The 19261-nt window shown below is 33.4% G+C and carries 23 protein-coding genes; 14 read left to right on the forward strand and 9 right to left on the reverse strand.

Going from position 1 to position 19261, the window contains the following annotated elements:
• The first annotated feature begins 3 nt into the window (after window positions 1–3).
• Complete coding sequence (locus Q9B79_RS15515) at window positions 4–1353, forward strand: aspartate aminotransferase family protein (RefSeq protein WP_306185610.1); 1350 nt, start codon at window positions 4–6, stop codon at window positions 1351–1353.
• A gap of 42 nt (window positions 1354–1395) precedes the next feature.
• On the forward strand, window positions 1396–1596 hold the full coding sequence (locus tag Q9B79_RS15520) for a DUF3986 family protein (RefSeq protein ID WP_306186183.1): 201 nt from the start codon (window positions 1396–1398) through the stop codon (window positions 1594–1596).
• Window positions 1597–1658: 62 nt separating this feature from the next.
• On the opposite strand, the gene Q9B79_RS15525 is transcribed toward Q9B79_RS15520, so the two are convergent.
• Window positions 1659–2822 carry a cation:proton antiporter gene (locus Q9B79_RS15525; RefSeq protein ID WP_306185612.1) on the reverse strand — a complete coding sequence of 388 codons (1164 nt, stop codon included), beginning with the start codon at window positions 2820–2822 and terminating at the stop codon, window positions 1659–1661.
• A 331-nt stretch (window positions 2823–3153) separates the two neighbouring features.
• Here Q9B79_RS15525 and Q9B79_RS15530 point away from each other — a divergent pair, with 331 nt between their 5' ends.
• The 3 genes from Q9B79_RS15530 to Q9B79_RS15540 all read left to right on the forward strand — a co-directional run bounded on the left by Q9B79_RS15530 (window position 3154) and on the right by Q9B79_RS15540 (window position 7256).
• Window positions 3154–4827, forward strand: a complete 1674-nt coding sequence (locus tag Q9B79_RS15530; protein WP_306185614.1) for a ribonuclease J — start codon at window positions 3154–3156, stop codon at window positions 4825–4827.
• Window positions 4828–4923: 96 nt separating this feature from the next.
• On the forward strand, window positions 4924–5754 hold the full coding sequence (locus tag Q9B79_RS15535) for a MerR family transcriptional regulator (RefSeq protein WP_306185616.1): 831 nt from the start codon (window positions 4924–4926) through the stop codon (window positions 5752–5754).
• A gap of 146 nt (window positions 5755–5900) precedes the next feature.
• The gene (locus Q9B79_RS15540) at window positions 5901–7256 is read left to right on the forward strand and encodes an MATE family efflux transporter (protein WP_306185618.1); all 1356 of its coding nucleotides are present in this window, start codon (window positions 5901–5903) and stop codon (window positions 7254–7256) included.
• A 35-nt stretch (window positions 7257–7291) separates the two neighbouring features.
• Here the strand turns inward: Q9B79_RS15540 and Q9B79_RS15545 are convergent, their stop codons facing one another.
• Entirely contained in the window at window positions 7292–7957 is a 666-nt protein-coding gene (locus tag Q9B79_RS15545) for a DUF421 domain-containing protein (RefSeq protein ID WP_306185620.1), read from the reverse strand.
• 187 nt (window positions 7958–8144) lie between these two features.
• Between Q9B79_RS15545 and Q9B79_RS15550 the strand changes: the two genes are divergently transcribed.
• The 6 genes from Q9B79_RS15550 to Q9B79_RS15575 all read left to right on the forward strand — a co-directional run bounded on the left by Q9B79_RS15550 (window position 8145) and on the right by Q9B79_RS15575 (window position 12196).
• Window positions 8145–8696: a YdcF family protein gene (locus Q9B79_RS15550; protein WP_306186185.1), complete on the forward strand. Its 552-nt coding sequence runs from the start codon at window positions 8145–8147 to the stop codon at window positions 8694–8696.
• A 149-nt stretch (window positions 8697–8845) separates the two neighbouring features.
• The gene (locus tag Q9B79_RS15555) at window positions 8846–9163 is read left to right on the forward strand and encodes a magnetosome magnetite crystal formation protein family (protein WP_306185622.1); all 318 of its coding nucleotides are present in this window, start codon (window positions 8846–8848) and stop codon (window positions 9161–9163) included.
• A gap of 273 nt (window positions 9164–9436) precedes the next feature.
• Window positions 9437–10171: an oxygen-insensitive NADPH nitroreductase gene (gene nfsA / locus Q9B79_RS15560; protein WP_306185624.1), complete on the forward strand. Its 735-nt coding sequence runs from the start codon at window positions 9437–9439 to the stop codon at window positions 10169–10171.
• 87 nt (window positions 10172–10258) lie between these two features.
• Window positions 10259–10843 carry a DJ-1/PfpI family protein gene (locus tag Q9B79_RS15565; protein WP_306185626.1) on the forward strand — a complete coding sequence of 195 codons (585 nt, stop codon included), beginning with the start codon at window positions 10259–10261 and terminating at the stop codon, window positions 10841–10843.
• A 188-nt stretch (window positions 10844–11031) separates the two neighbouring features.
• Window positions 11032–11583: a sigma-70 family RNA polymerase sigma factor gene (locus tag Q9B79_RS15570; RefSeq protein WP_306185628.1), complete on the forward strand. Its 552-nt coding sequence runs from the start codon at window positions 11032–11034 to the stop codon at window positions 11581–11583.
• A gap of 1 nt (window position 11584) precedes the next feature.
• Entirely contained in the window at window positions 11585–12196 is a 612-nt protein-coding gene (locus tag Q9B79_RS15575; protein ID WP_306185630.1) for a flagellar motor switch protein FliG, read from the forward strand.
• A gap of 90 nt (window positions 12197–12286) precedes the next feature.
• Here the strand turns inward: Q9B79_RS15575 and Q9B79_RS15580 are convergent, their stop codons facing one another.
• The 6 genes from Q9B79_RS15580 to Q9B79_RS15605 form a co-directional block, all read right to left on the reverse strand.
• Window positions 12287–13012: a sulfite exporter TauE/SafE family protein gene (locus Q9B79_RS15580; protein WP_306185632.1), complete on the reverse strand. Its 726-nt coding sequence runs from the start codon at window positions 13010–13012 to the stop codon at window positions 12287–12289.
• A gap of 124 nt (window positions 13013–13136) precedes the next feature.
• Window positions 13137–14357, reverse strand: a complete 1221-nt coding sequence (locus Q9B79_RS15585; RefSeq protein ID WP_306185634.1) for an MFS transporter — start codon at window positions 14355–14357, stop codon at window positions 13137–13139.
• Window positions 14358–14376: 19 nt separating this feature from the next.
• On the reverse strand, window positions 14377–14826 hold the full coding sequence (locus tag Q9B79_RS15590) for an ArsR/SmtB family transcription factor (protein WP_306185636.1): 450 nt from the start codon (window positions 14824–14826) through the stop codon (window positions 14377–14379).
• Window positions 14827–14954: 128 nt separating this feature from the next.
• Entirely contained in the window at window positions 14955–16169 is a 1215-nt protein-coding gene (locus Q9B79_RS15595; RefSeq protein WP_306185638.1) for an MFS transporter, read from the reverse strand.
• A gap of 6 nt (window positions 16170–16175) precedes the next feature.
• Window positions 16176–16634, reverse strand: a complete 459-nt coding sequence (locus tag Q9B79_RS15600) for a VOC family protein (protein ID WP_306185640.1) — start codon at window positions 16632–16634, stop codon at window positions 16176–16178.
• Window positions 16635–16800: 166 nt separating this feature from the next.
• Window positions 16801–16920 carry a YjcZ family sporulation protein gene (locus Q9B79_RS15605; RefSeq protein WP_000120179.1) on the reverse strand — a complete coding sequence of 40 codons (120 nt, stop codon included), beginning with the start codon at window positions 16918–16920 and terminating at the stop codon, window positions 16801–16803.
• Between the two features lie 237 nt (window positions 16921–17157).
• Between Q9B79_RS15605 and Q9B79_RS15610 the strand changes: the two genes are divergently transcribed.
• Window positions 17158–17376 carry an aspartyl-phosphate phosphatase Spo0E family protein gene (locus Q9B79_RS15610; protein ID WP_306185643.1) on the forward strand — a complete coding sequence of 73 codons (219 nt, stop codon included), beginning with the start codon at window positions 17158–17160 and terminating at the stop codon, window positions 17374–17376.
• A gap of 55 nt (window positions 17377–17431) precedes the next feature.
• Window positions 17432–17620: an RNA chaperone Hfq gene (gene hfq / locus Q9B79_RS15615; RefSeq protein ID WP_000400660.1), complete on the forward strand. Its 189-nt coding sequence runs from the start codon at window positions 17432–17434 to the stop codon at window positions 17618–17620.
• A gap of 27 nt (window positions 17621–17647) precedes the next feature.
• On the opposite strand, the gene Q9B79_RS15620 is transcribed toward hfq, so the two are convergent.
• Window positions 17648–18250 carry an HD domain-containing protein gene (locus Q9B79_RS15620; RefSeq protein ID WP_306185646.1) on the reverse strand — a complete coding sequence of 201 codons (603 nt, stop codon included), beginning with the start codon at window positions 18248–18250 and terminating at the stop codon, window positions 17648–17650.
• A 172-nt stretch (window positions 18251–18422) separates the two neighbouring features.
• Here Q9B79_RS15620 and Q9B79_RS15625 point away from each other — a divergent pair, with 172 nt between their 5' ends.
• Window positions 18423–19256: a flagellar motor protein MotP gene (locus Q9B79_RS15625; protein ID WP_306185647.1), complete on the forward strand. Its 834-nt coding sequence runs from the start codon at window positions 18423–18425 to the stop codon at window positions 19254–19256.
• The last annotated feature ends 5 nt before the right edge of the window (window positions 19257–19261 follow it).

Genomic DNA, 19261 nt, shown 5'->3' on the forward strand with positions numbered 1-19261 from the left:
ATGATGAAAACGAAACAGACTGATGAATTATTAGCGAAAGATGAGCAATATGTTTGGCACGGAATGCGTCCCTTTAGTCCAAATAGTACAATGGTAGGGGCAAAAGCAGAAGGGTGCTGGGTTGAGGATATACAAGGAAAAAGATACTTAGATGGTATGAGTGGTCTTTGGTGTGTGAATAGTGGATATGGCAGAAAAGAGCTTGCAGAGGCGGCATATAAGCAATTGCAAACATTATCATACTTTCCAATGTCACAATCACATGAACCGGCTATAAAGCTTGCAGAAAAATTAAATGAGTGGCTTGGAGGAGAGTATGTTATTTTCTTCTCTAATAGTGGTTCGGAAGCGAACGAAACAGCTTTTAAAATAGCAAGACAATACTATGCGCAAAAAGGTGAACCGCATCGTTATAAATTTATGTCACGTTACCGCGGGTATCATGGCAATACAATGGCTACGATGGCAGCGACGGGACAAGCACAGCGTAGATATCAATATGAGCCATTTGCTTCAGGCTTTTTACATGTAACACCGCCAGATTGTTATCGTATGCCTGGAATAGAAAGAGAGAACATTTATGATGTAGAATGTGTAAAAGAAGTAGATCGCGTTATGACATGGGAATTAAGTGAAACGATTGCAGCTTTTATTATGGAACCAATTATTACGGGCGGAGGCATTTTAATGCCGCCACAAGACTATATGAAAGCTGTTCATGAAACGTGTCAAAAACACGGTGCATTGCTCATTAGCGATGAAGTTATTTGTGGTTTCGGACGTACAGGAAAAGCATTTGGATTTATGAATTATGATGTGAAGCCAGATATTATTACGATGGCAAAAGGGATTACGAGCGCGTATTTACCATTATCAGCGACAGCTGTGAAAAAAGAAATATATGAAGCATTTAAAGGAAAGGGAGAATATGAATTCTTCCGTCATATTAATACATTTGGTGGAAATCCTGCAGCTTGTGCATTAGCTCTTAAAAACTTAGAAATTATGGAAAATGAAAATTTAATTGAGCGATCTGCACAAATGGGTTCGCTTTTATTAGAGCAATTAAAAGAAGAAATTGGAGAACATCCACTTGTAGGGGATATTAGAGGAAAAGGTCTACTAGTTGGAATTGAACTAGTAAATGATAAAGAGACGAAAGATCCAATTGATAACGACAAAATTGCAAGCGTTGTAAATGCTTGTAAAGAAAAAGGTTTAATTATAGGACGAAACGGTATGACAACAGCAGGATATAATAACGTCTTAACATTAGCACCACCGCTTGTTATTTCAAGTGAAGAAATTGCTTTTGTTGTTGGAACGTTGAAGACAGCGATGGAACGTATTTAATGAATGAAGCGAGCTGTAATATACAGCTTGCTTTTGTTTATTATGAAGAAATATGATCTTAGTCAACATTATCATATCGGATATTATGAAGATGTATATGATTTAGAAGTGACGGCGTACAAAAGAATAAATGAACCAGTTGATGAATATGGCATTATGGTGTATTCATTTAGTAATGATATGGATGAAGAAGAAGCACAAATTGTTTTTGAAAAATGGTTAAAAAAGAACGGAATTGTTTAAAGATGAAATGAAAAGGAGATTACTATCTTATAAGATAGTAATCTCCTTTTATTATAACAAGCTTATTTACTTGCTTTCATTGCTTTATCTTTTGCACCAAAAGTGTATTTTAACATTGGTGGTGTAATCATTGTAGTTAAAATAACGACAATAACGATAGCTGTAAAGTAATCTTGTGCTAGTAGACCTGAAGAAAGTCCTGTTCCAGCGATGATAAGTGCAACTTCACCACGAGAAACCATTCCAGCACCGATAATGGCAGAAGACTTAGCGTCAAATCCAGTCATTCGTGCACCGAATCCACAACCAATTAGTTTCGTTAATACAGCGATTACTGTTAATGCTAGGATGAACCAAATTTGATTGCCAATACCGTCAAATGTAATATTCATACCAATACTTACGAAGAATACTGGAACGAACATAGCGTAAGCGATTGGTTCTACTTTCTTTTCTACTTCATGTTTGTAGTTCGTTTGAGAAATCGCGATACCAGCAGCGAAAGCACCGATAATACCAGCAATTCCTAATAATTCGCCGAAATATGCGAATGAGAAACAGATGATAAGAGCCGCGCTTACGATAGACTCAGATACGCGTAGTGGTGATAACCAGCGCATAATCGCAGGAACACCTTTCCATCCGATTAAAATAATAGAAGCGAAGAATACAACTTTCTTCAAGATAATCATTGTTAAGTTAACATCGTCTGTACCTAAGAAGCTCATTGCAAATGCTAATAAAATAACGACAAGAATGTCATCAAATACAGCTGCGCCCAGCATAGTTGTACTTTCACGTGTTTTCATCTTTCCTAAATCGCGAAGTGTTTGTACGGAAATACTAACACTTGTCGCACATAGAAGTAATCCTAAAAATACTGCATTTCCTTGTTCCATTCCCATAATAAGACCAGAAACGTAACCGCCTACGAATGGAAGAATAATACCTCCAAGTGCAACAGCTAAAGAAGAATTACGATTTGCGTTTAATTCCTCTAAGTCTGTTTCAAGACCTGCCATAAACATTAAAAGAATAACTCCAACATTACTTAATTGCGTTAGAAGTTCTGAATTCTCAATCCAACCTAATACAGCTGGACCGATAACGATACCGACAATTAATTTACCCAGTACAGAAGGTTGGCCTAATCTAACACTAAGATCACCAGCAAGCTTTGTACTCAATAAAATAAGTGCAATTTGAAAGAAAAATTCGAATTCCATCGGATCCTCTCCTCATCATTTTTATTTTTATCATACGATTTCTCGGAATTTGCCTAATGAAAATATGTAAAACCCATTAAACAAAGGGTCTTATTACAAGTTCTTTTGAACTCGTAATTTGAACCTGTAATTAATATATAATATATTTTGCAAAAAATCAATGGAAAAATGGGAGCTTTTTTTAGAGAGAGGGTGTTATTAGGGATATACATATAAGAATAGTTTGTGAATTTTTATATGTATGAAATAGTATGAAGTCCTTTTTCATTACAAATAATAAAGCCTAAATGCTATTTCACGAATTATAAATGTGAAAAGGAGGTTTTATCATTTGAATTCATTAAAAAACAACTTGTCTATCGTTGCTTTAGGTGGAGTAAATGAAATAGGAAAAAATATGTATGCTATTCAATATGAAAATGATATTGTCGTTATTGATTGTGGATCTAAATTTCCAGATGAAAGTTTATTAGGAATTGATTTAATAATTCCAGACATCACATACTTACAAGAAAATAAAGAAAAAATTCGCGGGTTAGTCGTGACGCATGGGCATGAGGACCATATCGGCGGAATACCATATTTTTTAAAACAACTAAACGTACCAATTTATGCGACGAAGTTAACGTTAGGTTTAATTGAAATAAAATTAAAAGAGCATAATCTTCAAAATGATACAAAATTAATCGTCATTCACGCAGAATCAGAAATTGATCTCGGTTCTATTAAGACGACATTTTTTAAAACGAATCATAGTATTCCAGATTGTCTCGGTATTGTGTTTCATACACGAGAAGGTACTGTAGTGCATACTGGGGATTTTAAATTTGATTTAACACCAGTAAATAACCAACATCCTGATATTCATAAAATGGCTAAAATAGGTAGTGAAGGTGTACTAGCTTTACTATCGGAAAGTACAAATGCAGAACGACCAGGTTTTACTCCATCAGAGAGATCGGTAGGAGAACGGATAGAGGAAATATTTATGAAAGCAAATAGAAAAGTAATTATTTCTACATTTGCTTCTAATGTGAATCGTGTTCAGCAAATAGTTGAAGCTTGCATAAAAACAAATCGAAAATTGGCTTTGCTCGGGAGAAGTATGGTAAATGTAGTAGAAGTTGCTCTAGAGAAAGGATATTTACATATTCCAGACGGCATGTTAATTGAAGCGAGTGAGGTAAATCGTTTAGATCCAAAGCAGGTAGCGATACTTTGTACAGGAAGTCAAGGAGAACCGATGGCAGCTTTAGCGCGTTTAGCGAGTGGAAACTATAGACAAGTTGATGTTTTACCAGAAGACACGGTTATTATAGCTGCGACTCCGATTCCAGGAAATGAACGTAACGTTTCACGAATTATAGATAATTTATTTGCTTTGGGAGCAAAAGTAATTTATGGATCAGGTAGTTCTACTGGAGTCCATGTATCTGGTCATGCGTATCAAGAAGAATTGAAATTAATGCTCACTTTAATGAAACCTAAATATTTTATCCCAATTCATGGAGAGTTTAGAATGCTACATCACCATAGTTTGTTAGCAGAATCAATTGGTGTCGAAAAAGAAAATATCTTTATCGTTCGTAATGGAGATGTTGTAGATATTAGTAATGAAGTGGCCGTTCAATCTAGAAAAATACAGGCTGGAAATATATATGTAGATGGATTAGGAATTGGTGATGTTGGAAATGCCTTATTACGTGATCGAAAACAACTTTCAGAAGATGGAATGCTCGTAATAGTTATTACCTTTAATAAAGTGGATGGAGAAATTATTTCTGGTCCTGATATTATCTCTCGTGGATTTGTCTATGTTCGTGATTCAGAAGAGTTTTTGAAGGAATTAAATAAATTAGCTGTTATTACAATTAATAATTTGAAGAAAGAGAATGTGAATAGCTGGGGTATTTTGAAAAGAGAAGTAAGAGAGGCCTTAGGGAAGTTTATATATACTAATACGAAAAGAAAACCGATGATCCTTCCTATAATAATAGAGGTTTAAGAGGTAATAAAAAGAATTCTCGTAGGGGAATTCTTTTTTGTTTTGAAGACAGAATGAACATATAATGAAATAAATAGAAATGGAAGGAAATAAAAGATGTTATTAAACAAACGCTTTACAATTGGAGAAATGGCAAAAATGCATAATATAGCGGAATCTACTTTACGCTATTATGATGAGAAGGGAATTTTTCATCCGTCCATTGTGGACCCGCAAACAAATTATCGTTATTACACAATTGATCAATTTTCACTATTGGATACGATTAAGTTTTTACGTCAATTAAACATTCCATTAAAGGAAATTAAGAAATATATTGATGAAAGAAATCCAGCATACGCACTCAATTTACTGGAAAAACAACAAGAAATGATGTTGAAAAAACAAAGAGAAATTGAGTATGCTTTGGCGAAACTGGAGCATAGAATTCATTTAATTAAGGAAGCAACAAAAGCAAAAGCTGAACAAATGGTAATAAAAGAGATCCCGCAGCGAAAAATAACAGCTATTGCGGTTGCCCCGAATACGACGGATGATATGTTTGAGTACTACATTCATTCGTTGCAAAAAAATATGAGGCAAATGGATGATAGCTTATTTTCTGGAGATATTGGTGTAACAGTTGCGAAAAAAGGATTAATGCAAAATGAGTTTCAAGCATATAGCAGTGTTTTTATTCTTTTGGATTACATGCCTTTTGAAGTACAGAGTTCAGATGAAATTAAAGAAGGTATGTTTGCCTGTATATATCATCATGGGCCATATGAAGAAACTGATGAAACATATAAGAAGCTAATGAAATATATTGATCAAGAAGGATGCGAAATAAGTGGAGATGCAATTGAGATTGCATTAATTGATTGGTCTGTAACAGAAAATCCAGAGGAACAAGTAACAGAAATTCAAATTCCTATCATGAAAAAATAAAGCAATTAGTTGTAGGAATCGTATCATTACAAATTGGCATGAAACACGATAAGTAAGTCACCTATTTTTTAAATTCTCTATTGACCTTCAAGTTACTTGAAGGTTTAAACTGAGAAAAGAGAGTTGAAAAAAAGGAGCAAAATAGTATGGAAGCAACAGAAAAGTTAAGAGAAAAACCGATAAAGAGCTTATTTATTTCGTATTTAATACCAGCCGTTCTAGGAATGGTATTAATGTCAGTTAATATTGTAATTGATGCGGTTATGATTAGTAGGGGAGTTGGAGCAAACGGATTAGCAGGAGTAAACGTGGCTATTCCAGCGTTTTCAATTTTCTTTTCAATTTCATTATGGATTGGAATGGGCGGGGCAACGTTATATTCCATTGCATTAGGTGAAAATAAAATAGAAAGAGCAAGGTCTATTTTTACTCAATCCATGACAGTAGCCGTAATTATCGTAGGTGTATTAGCAGCGATTTGCTTATGGAGAATAGAAGATTTAGCATATTTATTCGGAGCAAATGAAGTAATTTTACCGTATGCGTTAGACTATTTACACGTATTATTAACATTTGGAATGATATACGTTTTAGAAAATATTTTAAGTACATTTATTCGAAATGATGGAAATCCTAATTTAGCAATGGCAGGTTTAGTTGTAACGGCTGTATTAAATATAGTGTTTGACTATATCTTTATTTTCATCTTTGGATGGGGCGTAACTGGTGCTGCTTCAGCGACTATTCTTTCGGAAGCGATTGGTTTCCTTGTATTATTAACTCACTTCCTTAGAAAGAGTAGTATTTTAAAGTGGGCGAAATTCCATTTTGAGTGGGATACAGTGAAACAAATTATGATAATAGGTTTTCCAAGTTTTACAGCTGAAAGTACGGTTGCAATTGTAACAATCGGTTTTAATATTGCGTTCGTTCAATATGCAGGGGAAGTAGGGGTTGCGTCCTATGCGATGGTTAATAGTATCCATGCGATGACATTACTACTATTCTTTGGCGTTGGAGCAGCGTTACAACCAATTGCTAGTTTCCACTACGGTGCGAATTTATCAGAAAGATTGCGCGAAGGATTGCAGTTCGCTGTGAAAATTGCAGTTGTACTTGGAGGAGTGGCAATAATTGTCGGATTATTCTTCGGGAAATATATTATTGGTTTATTTGATGTCCAATCTTCAGAGTTATTGGAATTAACATTAACGGGTATGAGCTTGTTCTTTATCCAATATGTATTTTTAGGCTATAACATTGTGTATGGAGAGTACTTCCAATCAGTGCGACAAACGACGAAATCAGTACTTATTATAATGAGCCGAGGGTTGCTATTCATTATTCCATTATTATGGATTATGCCGAAATTATTTGGGATAAACGGAATTTGGCTCGTTATGCCAGTAGCGGAAGTATTGACAGCGATTATCGTATTTACGATGAACCGTATGAAACATCCTGTGCCATTAAATATGGCGGGAAAGAAAGAAGCGATATAATGAAGAAAATCCCCTTAAGAAATGAAGGGGATTTTCTATTTTTTTAAACTAATAGCAAAAGATCCATCTGTTTCTTGAACAGACGCGAAAGCAACGTTTTTAATATTTGTAATTCCTTTTTCTTTTAGCTCTTTATATAACCACTTTTTGTCCTTATGAATTAACTTTAAGTTATCGTATTGAATTTGTGAATCAACGATAAGGGCAATTGGTAATCCGGCATATGTAACATCTATGTTTAAATCTTTCGGAGTTAATGGTACAAGTTCACGCTTTGGTAAAATACTAATAGCCCCATTTGCTTCTAAAATAGCATATTCAATTTCGTGAACACTTGGATATCCTGCCACGCGAAGGTTAGAAAGAAGTTCAGCGATTGGATATCTACTTTTTTGTAAGTTTTCAAAAATAATGTCACCGTGTTTAATTAAAATAATCGGGTGCCCCAGAATAAAACGATTCAGTTTGTTTAGTAAGCTTAATTTTGTAAGAAGCAAATGCAAACATGTAATAACGACCATACCGAGAAAAGCTTGCAAAGCACCAGAGACAGGTATAGCCTGAAAAGCTAAATAAGATAAAAAGATAATAGCACCAAAATCATGAGGCGTTAGTTGTGCTAAAGCTGATTTACCGAGCATTTTAAGTGATAGTAAAAATAAGATGAAAAAGAACGATACGTTACATAAAAAGAGAAGCAATAGAGACACTCCTTCGTGCAAAGTTGTACTTACTGTTCCCGAAAGAAATATAAATATTACATTCTAGAGGAGAAATTAGGATGAATTGGAATTTGTCTGTATACAAACAAATAAATGGATATTATCATGAAAGAAGCAAAGAACATAGGGGTATATGGATATGAAAAAGAAGAAAATAATGAAGTATATGATGGGCATTATAATGGTTTGCGCCTTTTATGTGGGATTTTTACAATATAACATTTATAAGCATGGGCAAATGAATGCGACCTATGATGCGGATTATATAATTGTATTAGGATCGAAGGTAAACGGAACGAAACCATCGTACTCATTGCAATATCGTATTGATAAAGCAGCTGACTATTTAAAATCACATGAGAAAACAATTGCAATTGTGTCTGGAGGGAAAGGAAAAGGGGAAGATATTTCAGAAGCATTAGCAATGAAAAATGGATTAATGAAACTAAAAATTGCAGAAGACCGCATTATAATGGAAGATAAGTCAACGAGTACAGATGAGAATATTACATTCTCAAAACCTTTAATTCCGGATAATATGAAAAAAGGAATGATCGTAACAAATGACTTTCATATGTTTAGAGCGAAAAAAATAGCAGCAAAGCAAGGTTTACAATTAGAAGGTCTTCCGGCCGAAACGCCGAAGCGAATTGTCATTCTATCGAATATACGAGAGTATTTAGCTATTACGCAATATTGGTTTATGAATCGAATATAGAGAAAAACAATCCCGTTTGGAAGTCCAAGCGGGATTGTTTTTGTTGGAAATCTTACAAATATGTCATGTTCATGAAAGGTAAAGCGATAGTTTCTAGAATGGATTCCTGACATAATGAAGATAACAAAAACTATTTAGAGGTGAATCGGATGAAAGGAAATCATATATTATCTTCACTATGTTACTTTAGTATCTTTTTTGCACCATTTTTACTACCAATTATCGTGTACTTCGTTGCAGAGGATGAAGTGAAATACCACGCGAAAAAAGCATTTTGGTCACATATTTTCCCGTATGCAGTTTTATTTGGTGGATTAGCAGTATCCGGCATATATGGTTTAAGCTTCAATCAATCTGATGGTGCTGGAATTGGGATCATGATCACATATGCAGTATTCATTCTTGTAGGGATTTATTACTTCATTTGGAATATCGTAAAAGGGGTTAAAGTTTTGAAAACGGCATAATAAGATACGGAATAATTTGATGGGAGTTTGTCGTTATTTGTCGGTAAGTCGATATCTGTTTTCGAATTGTCGATACATTCGAAAAATCGTTGATATAGTGCAAGGAATCGTTGATATATTGAAATAATCGTCGATATAATTTCATTTACCGTAATAATATAGATGTTAAAAAGAGCACTTCAAAAAAGAATGGCTCTTTTTGTGCTTATAAGTTGTGAATATTGGAAAAGATATGTTAATTTTTCATTATGAAGAGAAAAAGGAGTGTTTTTCATGAATGAGATCATACATAAAATGGAGCAACACGTTTCAGTACGTAAATATAAAGAAGAATCAATTCCGAAAGGTGTAGTGGAAAGTATGGTGCAAGCTGCGCAGCATGCCGCTTCCTCGCATTTTGTACAGGCGTATTCTGTTATATATGTAACCGATCAAGATTTAAAGGCTAAACTAGCAGAGTTATCCGGAAATCGTCACGTGAAAGACTGTGCAGCGTTTTTTGTTTGTTGTGCGGATTTAAAACGTCTTGAAATGGCATGTGAAAAACATGGTACAGAAATAAAACATGAAGGAGTAGAAGACTTTATCGTTGCGACGGTAGATGCTTCCCTTTTTGCGCAAAACTTAGCGCTAGCAGCAGAATCGTTAGGATACGGTATTTGTTACATTGGTGGTATTCGTAATAATCCGAGGGAAATAAGTGAATTGCTTCATTTACCAGATAAAGTATATCCTGTATTCGGAATGACAGTTGGTGTACCAGATGAAGATCACGGAGTGAAACCACGTTTACCAGTAGCGGCAATCCTTCATGAAAATGGGTATGATGAAAAGAAATATGATGAATTATTAAACGAATACGATGAAACGATGAGCTCGTATTACAAAGAAAGATCATCAAACAAGAAAAACGTAACATGGACAGAATCAATGAGTTCGTTTATGTCTAAAGAAAAAAGAATGCATATGAAAGAGTTTTTAAATGAAAAAGGACTAAATAAAAAATGAGTAAAAAGGCAAACCTGTGATGCGGGTTTGCCTTTTTTGGAGGAGAAAGATGATTGTCTTCGAATAAGTATAGGGGGAGGAGATACTATGAAAAAAGCTTTGATCTTTTTATTTGATGGATTTGCAGAATTTGAAGTAAATATAGCGAGTTTATTTTTGATAAGTAAGGAATTTGAAATAATAACAGCAACGGTAGACGGAAAAACAGTTACAGGGGAAGGTGGATTTTTGTGCCAACCACATGTTGCTATTGAGCATATTGAAGTAGCAGACTATGAAGTGCTTATCGTACCAGGAGGACATATTTTTGAGCATTTAGAAAATGAAAATTTGTTATCTATCGTGAACGAATTACATAAGCAAAATAAATGGATAGCGGGTATTTGTGCAGGAACATCTTTACTACATGCAGCAGGAGTACTTAATAAGAAGAAATTCTCAACATCATTAACACCAGATGAAAAACAGTTAGCGCATTTACATGAATGGAAATATAAACAAAATAAAGATGTAACCGTTGATGGGAAAATCATAACAGCCGTAGGGTCTGCATATGTTGAATTCGCTACTGAAATAATGAAGCAGCTCAATTTATTTAATGAAACTGAAGCGAAAGAGAACTTGCAATATTTTAAAAATGTAACAGAGATTTGTGATGAAACGTTAGTATAAATGAATAGTTTGATTGTTAATACCTAAGTTTAGAAGGTAGATACTACTTTCTGAACTTAGGTATTTTATTTGTTATCATATATATATAGAAATAAAAATTAATAATTTTTTACAAAAGTGATAGAAAATGAGAATGAAATACCAATAGTAAGTAAAGGCAGCTGCTAAAGGGGAATTGAGGAAGGAAGATGCTTATGATTTTCAATTCTGAAGAGGATTTAATTATAGCTATGAAAAAACGCGATCAAGACGCTTTGAAAGAAGTGATTGATCAATATGGAAAATTAATTTTGTACATTATTCATAAATCATTAAGTAACCCTATTGAAAAACAATATGTGGATGATTGTTATAACGATGTATTTACCATCATTTGGTTTCATATCGAACAATTTGATATGGAAAAGGGAAACTTAAAATCTTGGATGATTGGTATTACTAAATTAAAGGCATTGGAATATAAAAAGAAAGTATATAAAGAGAATACACTTGATAAAGACGTAGAAATAGATACAGATACAGGTGTCCATGATAGGTATGAAATAGAACAAGAAGAAGAGATTATGGAAATAGTCCAAGATTTAAATAAGAAAGATCGATATATCTTTTTAAAAAGGTATATTGATGGCTATTCCATTGATGATATTGCGAAAGAATTAAGAGTAACGGCGGATTATATATACAATAGAATTTCTCGTGGGAAGAAAAAACTTCAAAAACTGTGGAAAGGGAGTGTGTAATATGGATAAAAGATTATTATCTATGTTAAATGAGCTCCAATATTCAGAGGAAGAGATTACACGTTTAGAGAAAGAAGCGAATGAGTCAATAAATATAGATAAGTATTATGTGAAAAACGGGGAGTTATTGAAGAAATTAACGATGCAAATGTTGGAAGAATCCGTTCGGAAAGAGTTACAAGAAGGAGAAGAAATCGAATGTGAAATATTAGTAGAAGAGGGGAGTCTTGTAAATTCTAAAGTCATACCGAATATATTCACGGCAGGTGCTACTTTTTATTATTACATTGTTTTAACTAATACAAGGTTACAAATTATAGCGTTAGATTGTTATTTTAAAAAAATAAATAAATACAACGTACTAATAAACTCAATTCAAGCAGTTTCGCGACATAAAAAAATGAAGAATGTATATGGAATTACTATAGATAATAACTATATACAATTAGGAAGTACCGAGCATGAACAAGAATTAAAAAACGTAATTGAGAAGCTAAAACAACGTGGAGTGAAAGAAGAGAGATATAAAGATTTTGAAAAAAATTGGCTGATTTTTTTCAATGTGTTTGTAATAGCGATAGGTGGGCTTCTAGTTTTAAAATATTTAATTTGAAAATAAAAAGCGGCATAATAGCCGCTTTTTATCGTTTAAATCTATGAGTTTTTGTACAACTTAAAGCATCTATTGTCTTGAAAAGTTTACTTATAATAAATGCAAACTTTCAACAAGAAGATACATACCTGTACAACTTAAAAGGATGTACGTAAATATTTTGAAAATCCGTTGATTAAGCCATTTGAAAATAATTTGACCTATATACAAACCTAAAAATACGATTGGAATAGCATAAAAACTGGATTGCCAAATTGTTTTGTTTGTGCCAGTAAAGAGTATTTGAGTTAGTAGACTAATGAAATATATAAATAGATAAAAAGCTAAAGTAGTTGCTCTTAACTTCTCTTTTTTCGTATCAGTTCCTGTAAAGTAAAGTAACAGGGGTGGTCCTGGCATACCGATACTTGTCGTTAAAAGACCAGATAATCCGCCAACTATGAAATCTCTAGATTTTGTTGATTGAATCTTAAAATTGCATATTAGCATCAACGTTAATAGTAAGAGAAGGATGCTAATTGCTAATTTAAATGTGTTGATGTTAATGGAAATGAAAATGAAAATACCAAAAGGAACACCAACTATACTGCCGAAAATTAATCTTTTTAGTAGAATAAAATCAATGTCCATTCTTATTTTCCAGATGAGTGCTATAGAAATAATTAATGATAAAATAATATTTATTTGTATAGCTTCTTGTGGTAGAAATAGCATGAGTAAGAAAGGTGTTGCCATAATAGAAAAGCCAAAACCTGTACTTGTTTGTAAAATAGAAGCTACTAATATAATACATATGAAAGTGAATATAATCTCCAAAATAGTCCTCCTACATAATTAGGTCCAATACATATTTTAACATAAAGTGATACTTTAATCAGTGGGACTTACTGTCCTTTAAGACGGAGAAAAAGCGGAAAAATAGCCGCTTTTTATGTTGCAATTAATATTCCAATGATGATCCTGTCACTTTAAAATATTTTTTTCGTGAAGGCGTCATTACCCGGATTGCTAATAAACAGGAAAGGAAAAGAATGAGTAACGAGCTACTTATTACAGTAATTTGAACGGAAATAAATTGAGCCGATGCCCCAATTGCTAAAATGAAAAAGATTTGGATAAAACTTTTTATGGAATCAAACACGCTATCAATACGTCCTATCATATGTACAGGGATGTTATTTTGATAAAATGTGATAAAGCCAGTACCAGCAAATGATGAAGAAATGCCAAGTAAAATAAAACCGCTCGCTGCGACTATAAATGAATTTGAAAAGGCGAAAATTACATAGCCTATTGCTGTGAAAATTGTCCCTAATCCGATACAATATTGAATTGGTAATCGTTTGGCAAAGAGAGAGACAAGAAATGAACCGGAAACATAAGCAGCTCCAGTTATACTAACAAGCATACTGTATTCTATATCGGATAAAAACAGTACTTGATTTGTGAAAACAACTTCTTGTGAATCGAGTGCCATAGCGACAAGCATAGTCGCTTGAAATAAAACGAATATGAGAATAATGTAAGTTTCTGTTCGAGCAAATGAAAAAACTTGTTTCCAATCATTTCGTAATGTTTGTACGAAAGTATTTGCAACTTCTTCGTTTTGCTTTGTTTGTAATGTAATGTTTGGCAAGAAGTAAATGAGAATGGTAGAAAGTAGAAAGGAAAGTGAGTTGCAGTAAATAACAAAGGCTGCTGAGTACGTGGTGAGAAGTATTCCAGCAAGAGCTGGACCGATAATAAAAGCTCCGCTTGTACAAAAGCTACTCCAAGCGTTGAATTGCGCGCGTTCTTCAGCACGTATGAGCATTGTTTTATAAGAAAATGAAGCTGGATCGAAAAATGATGTAGCGATGCGAGTTAAAAAGATAAAAATATAAATGGCCCAAATAGAATCAAATAGTGGTATACAGCCAATAAGAGCTGCCCGAATGATATCTGTGATGAGCATAATAGACCGTTTATTTAATCGATCTACTATGCTACCAGACCATATTTTTGTAACAACGGTCGCAATTGGACCTACAATCCATAATCCTGCTACAGCAGCAGGGGAGTTTGTGCTATTTAACACCATTAAGTTTAGGGCGATAAGATACATAAAATCACCTAAACGAGAAATTCCTGTTCCCGACAATAATAATAATTTATTTTTCATGAGCGGCTGGACCTTTCTTTCATTGTTTTTTTATCCTACAGGAAATAGCGTATTCCTCTTCGGAGTTTGATTGACGAGCGGTTTTGTTTTCCCAGCGTAATAAAACTTGTGAAACTTCCCAAGTAAGCTGTTGTAATTCCTCTGGAGTTAAAAATAAATGAGATACAATATGACTGCCTGTATTTGTTCCTTCTGTGCCGCTTTCTTCAATATAGAAATGAGCAGATTTTGCCTTATAATATTTTTCAATAATCCCTCGTTTTTCCTTCGTGTCTACTAATTCAAGCAACCCTCCATCATATAAAATTTGAACGTGATAATGTACGCTACCAGTAGATTTGTTTAGTTTAGTAGCTACTTGCTTTGCAGTGAGTGCTTCGTCTTTTAAAAGGTGAAGAATTTGAATACGAGTTGCGTTGGAAATGAGCTTCTGCTGCTCAGCTGAAATAGTAAGTCTATCGTCAAACATTAGGACATCTCCTTTCTTATAATCTAAATTTATTGTACGTTCTAAAAAATTAGAACGTAAGGAAAATAAATCGCCTTTTTCCTCTGTATTTCGACATAAATAAAAATAGCATGTACATAAACATGCTATTAAGTAATAGTAGATTCTTCACTAAGTTTCCCGCAATAAAACAGGTAAAGCCATATAAAACTTACAAATATACAGCATGTAGCTAATAAACTACCAATCATTTGTGGAGAAAGGATTTCTAATAACCATCCTGTAATGAGCATAGATAACTGTATAAGTGAACCATAAATAGAGTAATGAAAGGAGAAAACTTTACCAATCATATTTTCACGCGTGTAAGTTTGAAGTAATGTCGTATCAAGTGGAACGATGATTCCTCCTGCTATGCGCATACATAGTAATGTAATGATACCGAAAATAAGTTGATCGGATAGAATGAATCCAAGAAAGAAAATGCCTTGTAGGAAGTAGGCCCAGCCAAATGCTTTTTTCATTTTTTCTTTATTATGGGATATATAAAGATTAACGAGAAAGCTTCCCATCATAAGCCCAGCCCCTTGAACCGTATATAAAATCCCAATGTTCGTGTGGAAAATTTTTTCGGCATAGATTGTTAGAAGTAGCTGATAAGCGCCGCCAATAAGCCCCCATGAAATGCCGACAAGAATTAATGCTAAAATGATTTTTGTTTGCGATATATATGTATAACCATCTTTTATATCAGTCAAAAATGCTTTTTTCTTGTTACAAGTATTATGAGAAGGGATACACATACTATAAATAAAATAGGCTGAAATAAAGTATGATAGGCTATTTACTAAAAAAGCGAACTCAATATGTAAAGATTGTGCAATTATACCGCCTAAAGAAGCACCCATAATAGACATAAAACCATTCATTGTACTAGAAAGAGAGTTAGCAGTTACGAAATGATTTTCGTGTACGATGTTTTTTAAGGTTGCTTGTTTAGCCGGTTCAAATAAGCAAGAAAGTACAGATAAACATACATTAGCAATGAAAATAATTTCAATTTTATAGCTTGCGAGTATGTATGTAAGGACTAGAATTCCCCGTGTAATATCGGTAAAAATCATAATATTCTTTTTAGAAAAACGATCTACCACTCCGCCTATAAAAGGGCTAAGAAGTAGTTGTGGTAAACCTTTACTTATAAAAGTAAGTGCGATCATAAACGGTGATTCCGTTATGCTATAGACGAATGTTAATAAAGCTACTGTATGAAACCAATCTCCAAGTACACTTAATGTTTGACCATAAAATAGTTTTTTGAAGTTTTTGTTTGTTTTTAGAAGTGTGCTATAAGAAAATGACATAAAAGATTAATCCTTATGTAATGATGCTGCTTGAACTTGTTTTTTCCATTCACTTAAATACACTTTCTTCTCCGTAGAAAGTCCAACAGGCAATTGTGCAATCAATTCTAAACTATTTCCATCAGGATCGTTAAAGTATACGGCGGCATGTGCTAATTCAGGAAAAACAATTGGTTCCATCCCAAAGTCTTTTCGTGCTGAAATTCCTTTTTGATTTAGCCAATGAATCGCATTTTCTAAATCATGTAAACTTACTTGAAAGGCGATGTGTCGTAAAGAGGGGTGATAATTCACTTTATATTCTGTGCCTTCCCAAAGACCGAGCCAACTTTCATTTTCTTTAATCCAAAAGAAAGCAATATCATCTCCTCTTTTATATAATTTTAGTCCAAGTGATTCATAAAAAGATATTGATACTTCTAAGTTACGTACAGGTAAATGTGCTTCGTAAAGACCTTTAATCATTGTAATCCTCCTTAATAAAAATGCTTCTTATTTCATACTAAACATTTTTTTATGAGTTGAAATCAGAAAAAGGAGGGACATAATTTCATACGAAAGTATGAAAAAACAGCTCAAATATGAGCTGTTTTCTTATAGTTTTTCGTTCATTTGTTAAGGATAGGATATATTAGTATCCGTATCCGCCGCCACCCCAACAGCTACATCCGATGATGATTAGAAGGATGAATAGTACGATAAGCAAAGCAAATCCACCGCCGAAACCAGCGCAACTTCCACCATAACTCATATGTTTTCCTCCTTTTGAGTAAGTTAATCTATATAATTCATGGACTACTGTATACAGTATGTTTTTTGTATGGAAAAGGAGCCAGTCTCTTGAGTAATTAGATAAACGCCTGTGTGGTCATTTTGATTGTATATTTAGCTAGGGTTATGTGAATGAATCGCTATATACTTCGCGATTAGTGCATAAAAAAATAAAAATTGTAAAAAAAGCCATTTTTATATTTTTTTATGAGAGGATTTGTACTATAATTTTACAAGTAATATTATGGGAAAAGGGAGTTTTAGTAAAGAGATGGAGATGGGGAAATTACACAAAAAAATAGAAAATAAAAAGAAAGAGCTAATTCAACTTGTTGCCAGACATGGATTGGATCATGATAAAGTTTTGTTATTTAGCCGAGATTTAGATATACTTATTAATAAGTTTATGAATGTAAAGGATAAAGTACATAAATAAATAATTTGTAGTTTTTTATATTAAGATATCCAGTGAAAAAAGGAGAGAAAAGTATTTGGAACATTTACAAGAAGAGTTATATAAACAAATAAAAGAAGAAAAAGGTATTGTTACAATTTTTTTAAAGAGTGGCGTTAGAATAGTAGGAGAAGTTGTTGCGATAGACAAATTTACCGTTTTAATGTTAGTCGATGGAAAACAACAACTTATTTACAAGCAAGCTATATCAACAATAATGAAATAAGACACTCATATTGAGTGTCTTATTTCATTATTGTTTGCAAGCTTCAACGTCAATGCCAGCAGCTAATAATTTCTTTTCTCCATCTTGCTCAATGATTTTTTGTAACTTAGATAGGAAAGAATCAAAGTTTGTATGCTTTGCTACTTGGAATGTCATTTTATGCTCAATTGGTAGCCACGTATCAATATCAGCTTCGTTATGCTGGATTTTTACCTCAAGTTTATCAAGTGCGTTAGCAACTTTTGCTTCGTACGTTTCTTTCGCTTCAAACTCCATCCATAAATCATATAATTCCGTGCCGAGAGAACCCTTTAATGTTCGTTTAATATTTAAAATGGCTTCTTGCTCATTTTTTTGTTTTTGTAATTGTAATTCATGACTATTCATTGTATCAAAAGCAGGAATATCACCAGCTTCTGCCTCGACTAAATCGTGAATAATAACCATTTTAAGTAATTTTTCAATACTTACTTTTTGATCTAAATACGGTTCAACTAAAATGGCCATTAGAGACATGCGCCACGTATGTTCGGCAACGCTTTCTTGACGTCCATTAGAAAGCCAGCTATGACGCATTTCATATTTTAATTTTTCTGCTAGTGCAATGACTTGTAAAATGTTATGTTCCATCGTGATCCTCCTCAAATTTCCATACTATAATTCTAATATGGAAATGAAATGTGTCAATTTTATGAGTATATTGCGATAAACAGATGATAAGCGTATAATAAACATTATATGTGAAAACGTATTATTAAAATAAAAAAATGTTTTATAAAAATGAAAAGGGAAGGGCAGGAATATGGGAGACGAAAATCAAGTGTTATCTAGACCACAAAGAAGAAAAAGGAAGTTTGACATTTCTAGCCCAATTGGCATTATAGTAGGTTTTGCCATAGTAATGGCGGCGATTATGCTTGGCGGGGGCGGAATAAAAGCTTTTAAAAACTTTTTAGATGTTTCATCTATTTTAATTGTTATAGGGGGAACTACAGCGACAATTGTTGTGGCATATCGATTTGGAGAAATAAAAAAATATACGAAAAGTATTTTTACTGTTTTACATAGAAGAGAAGAAGATTTAGAACAGTTAACGGATTTATTTGTTGATTTTTCAAAAAAATCTAAAAAACACGGGTTGCTTTCTTTAGAAGTTGATGGAGAGCAAGTAGATAATCCTTTTATTCAAAAAGGGATTCAACTTATGTTAAGTGGCTATGATGAAGAGGAATTAAAAGAAGTGTTAATGAAAGATGTTGAAACGGAAGTGTATGAGTTAAGAAAGGGAGCGGCATTATTAGATAAAATAGGTGATTTCGCTCCAGCTTGGGGCATGATAGGGACTTTAATTGGTCTTATTATTATGCTTCAAAACTTGCAAGACACATCGCAAATTGGTACAGGGATGGCAGTTGCGATGTTAACGACATTGTATGGATCAGTACTTGCGAATATGATTGCAATTCCTCTTGCTGAAAAAGTGTATCGTGGTATTGAAGATTTATATACAGAGAAGAAGTTTGTTATTGAAGCGATTTCAGAATTGTATCGTGGACAAATTCCTTCTAAATTAAAGTTGAAACTCGATACATACGTATACGAAACAAAGATAAAAAAAGTAAAACGAGCAGCCTAATATTG

The sequence above is a fragment of the Bacillus sp. MHSD_36 genome, from assembly GCF_030757775.1.
In the GTDB taxonomy this organism is placed as follows: domain Bacteria; phylum Bacillota; class Bacilli; order Bacillales; family Bacillaceae_G; genus Bacillus_A.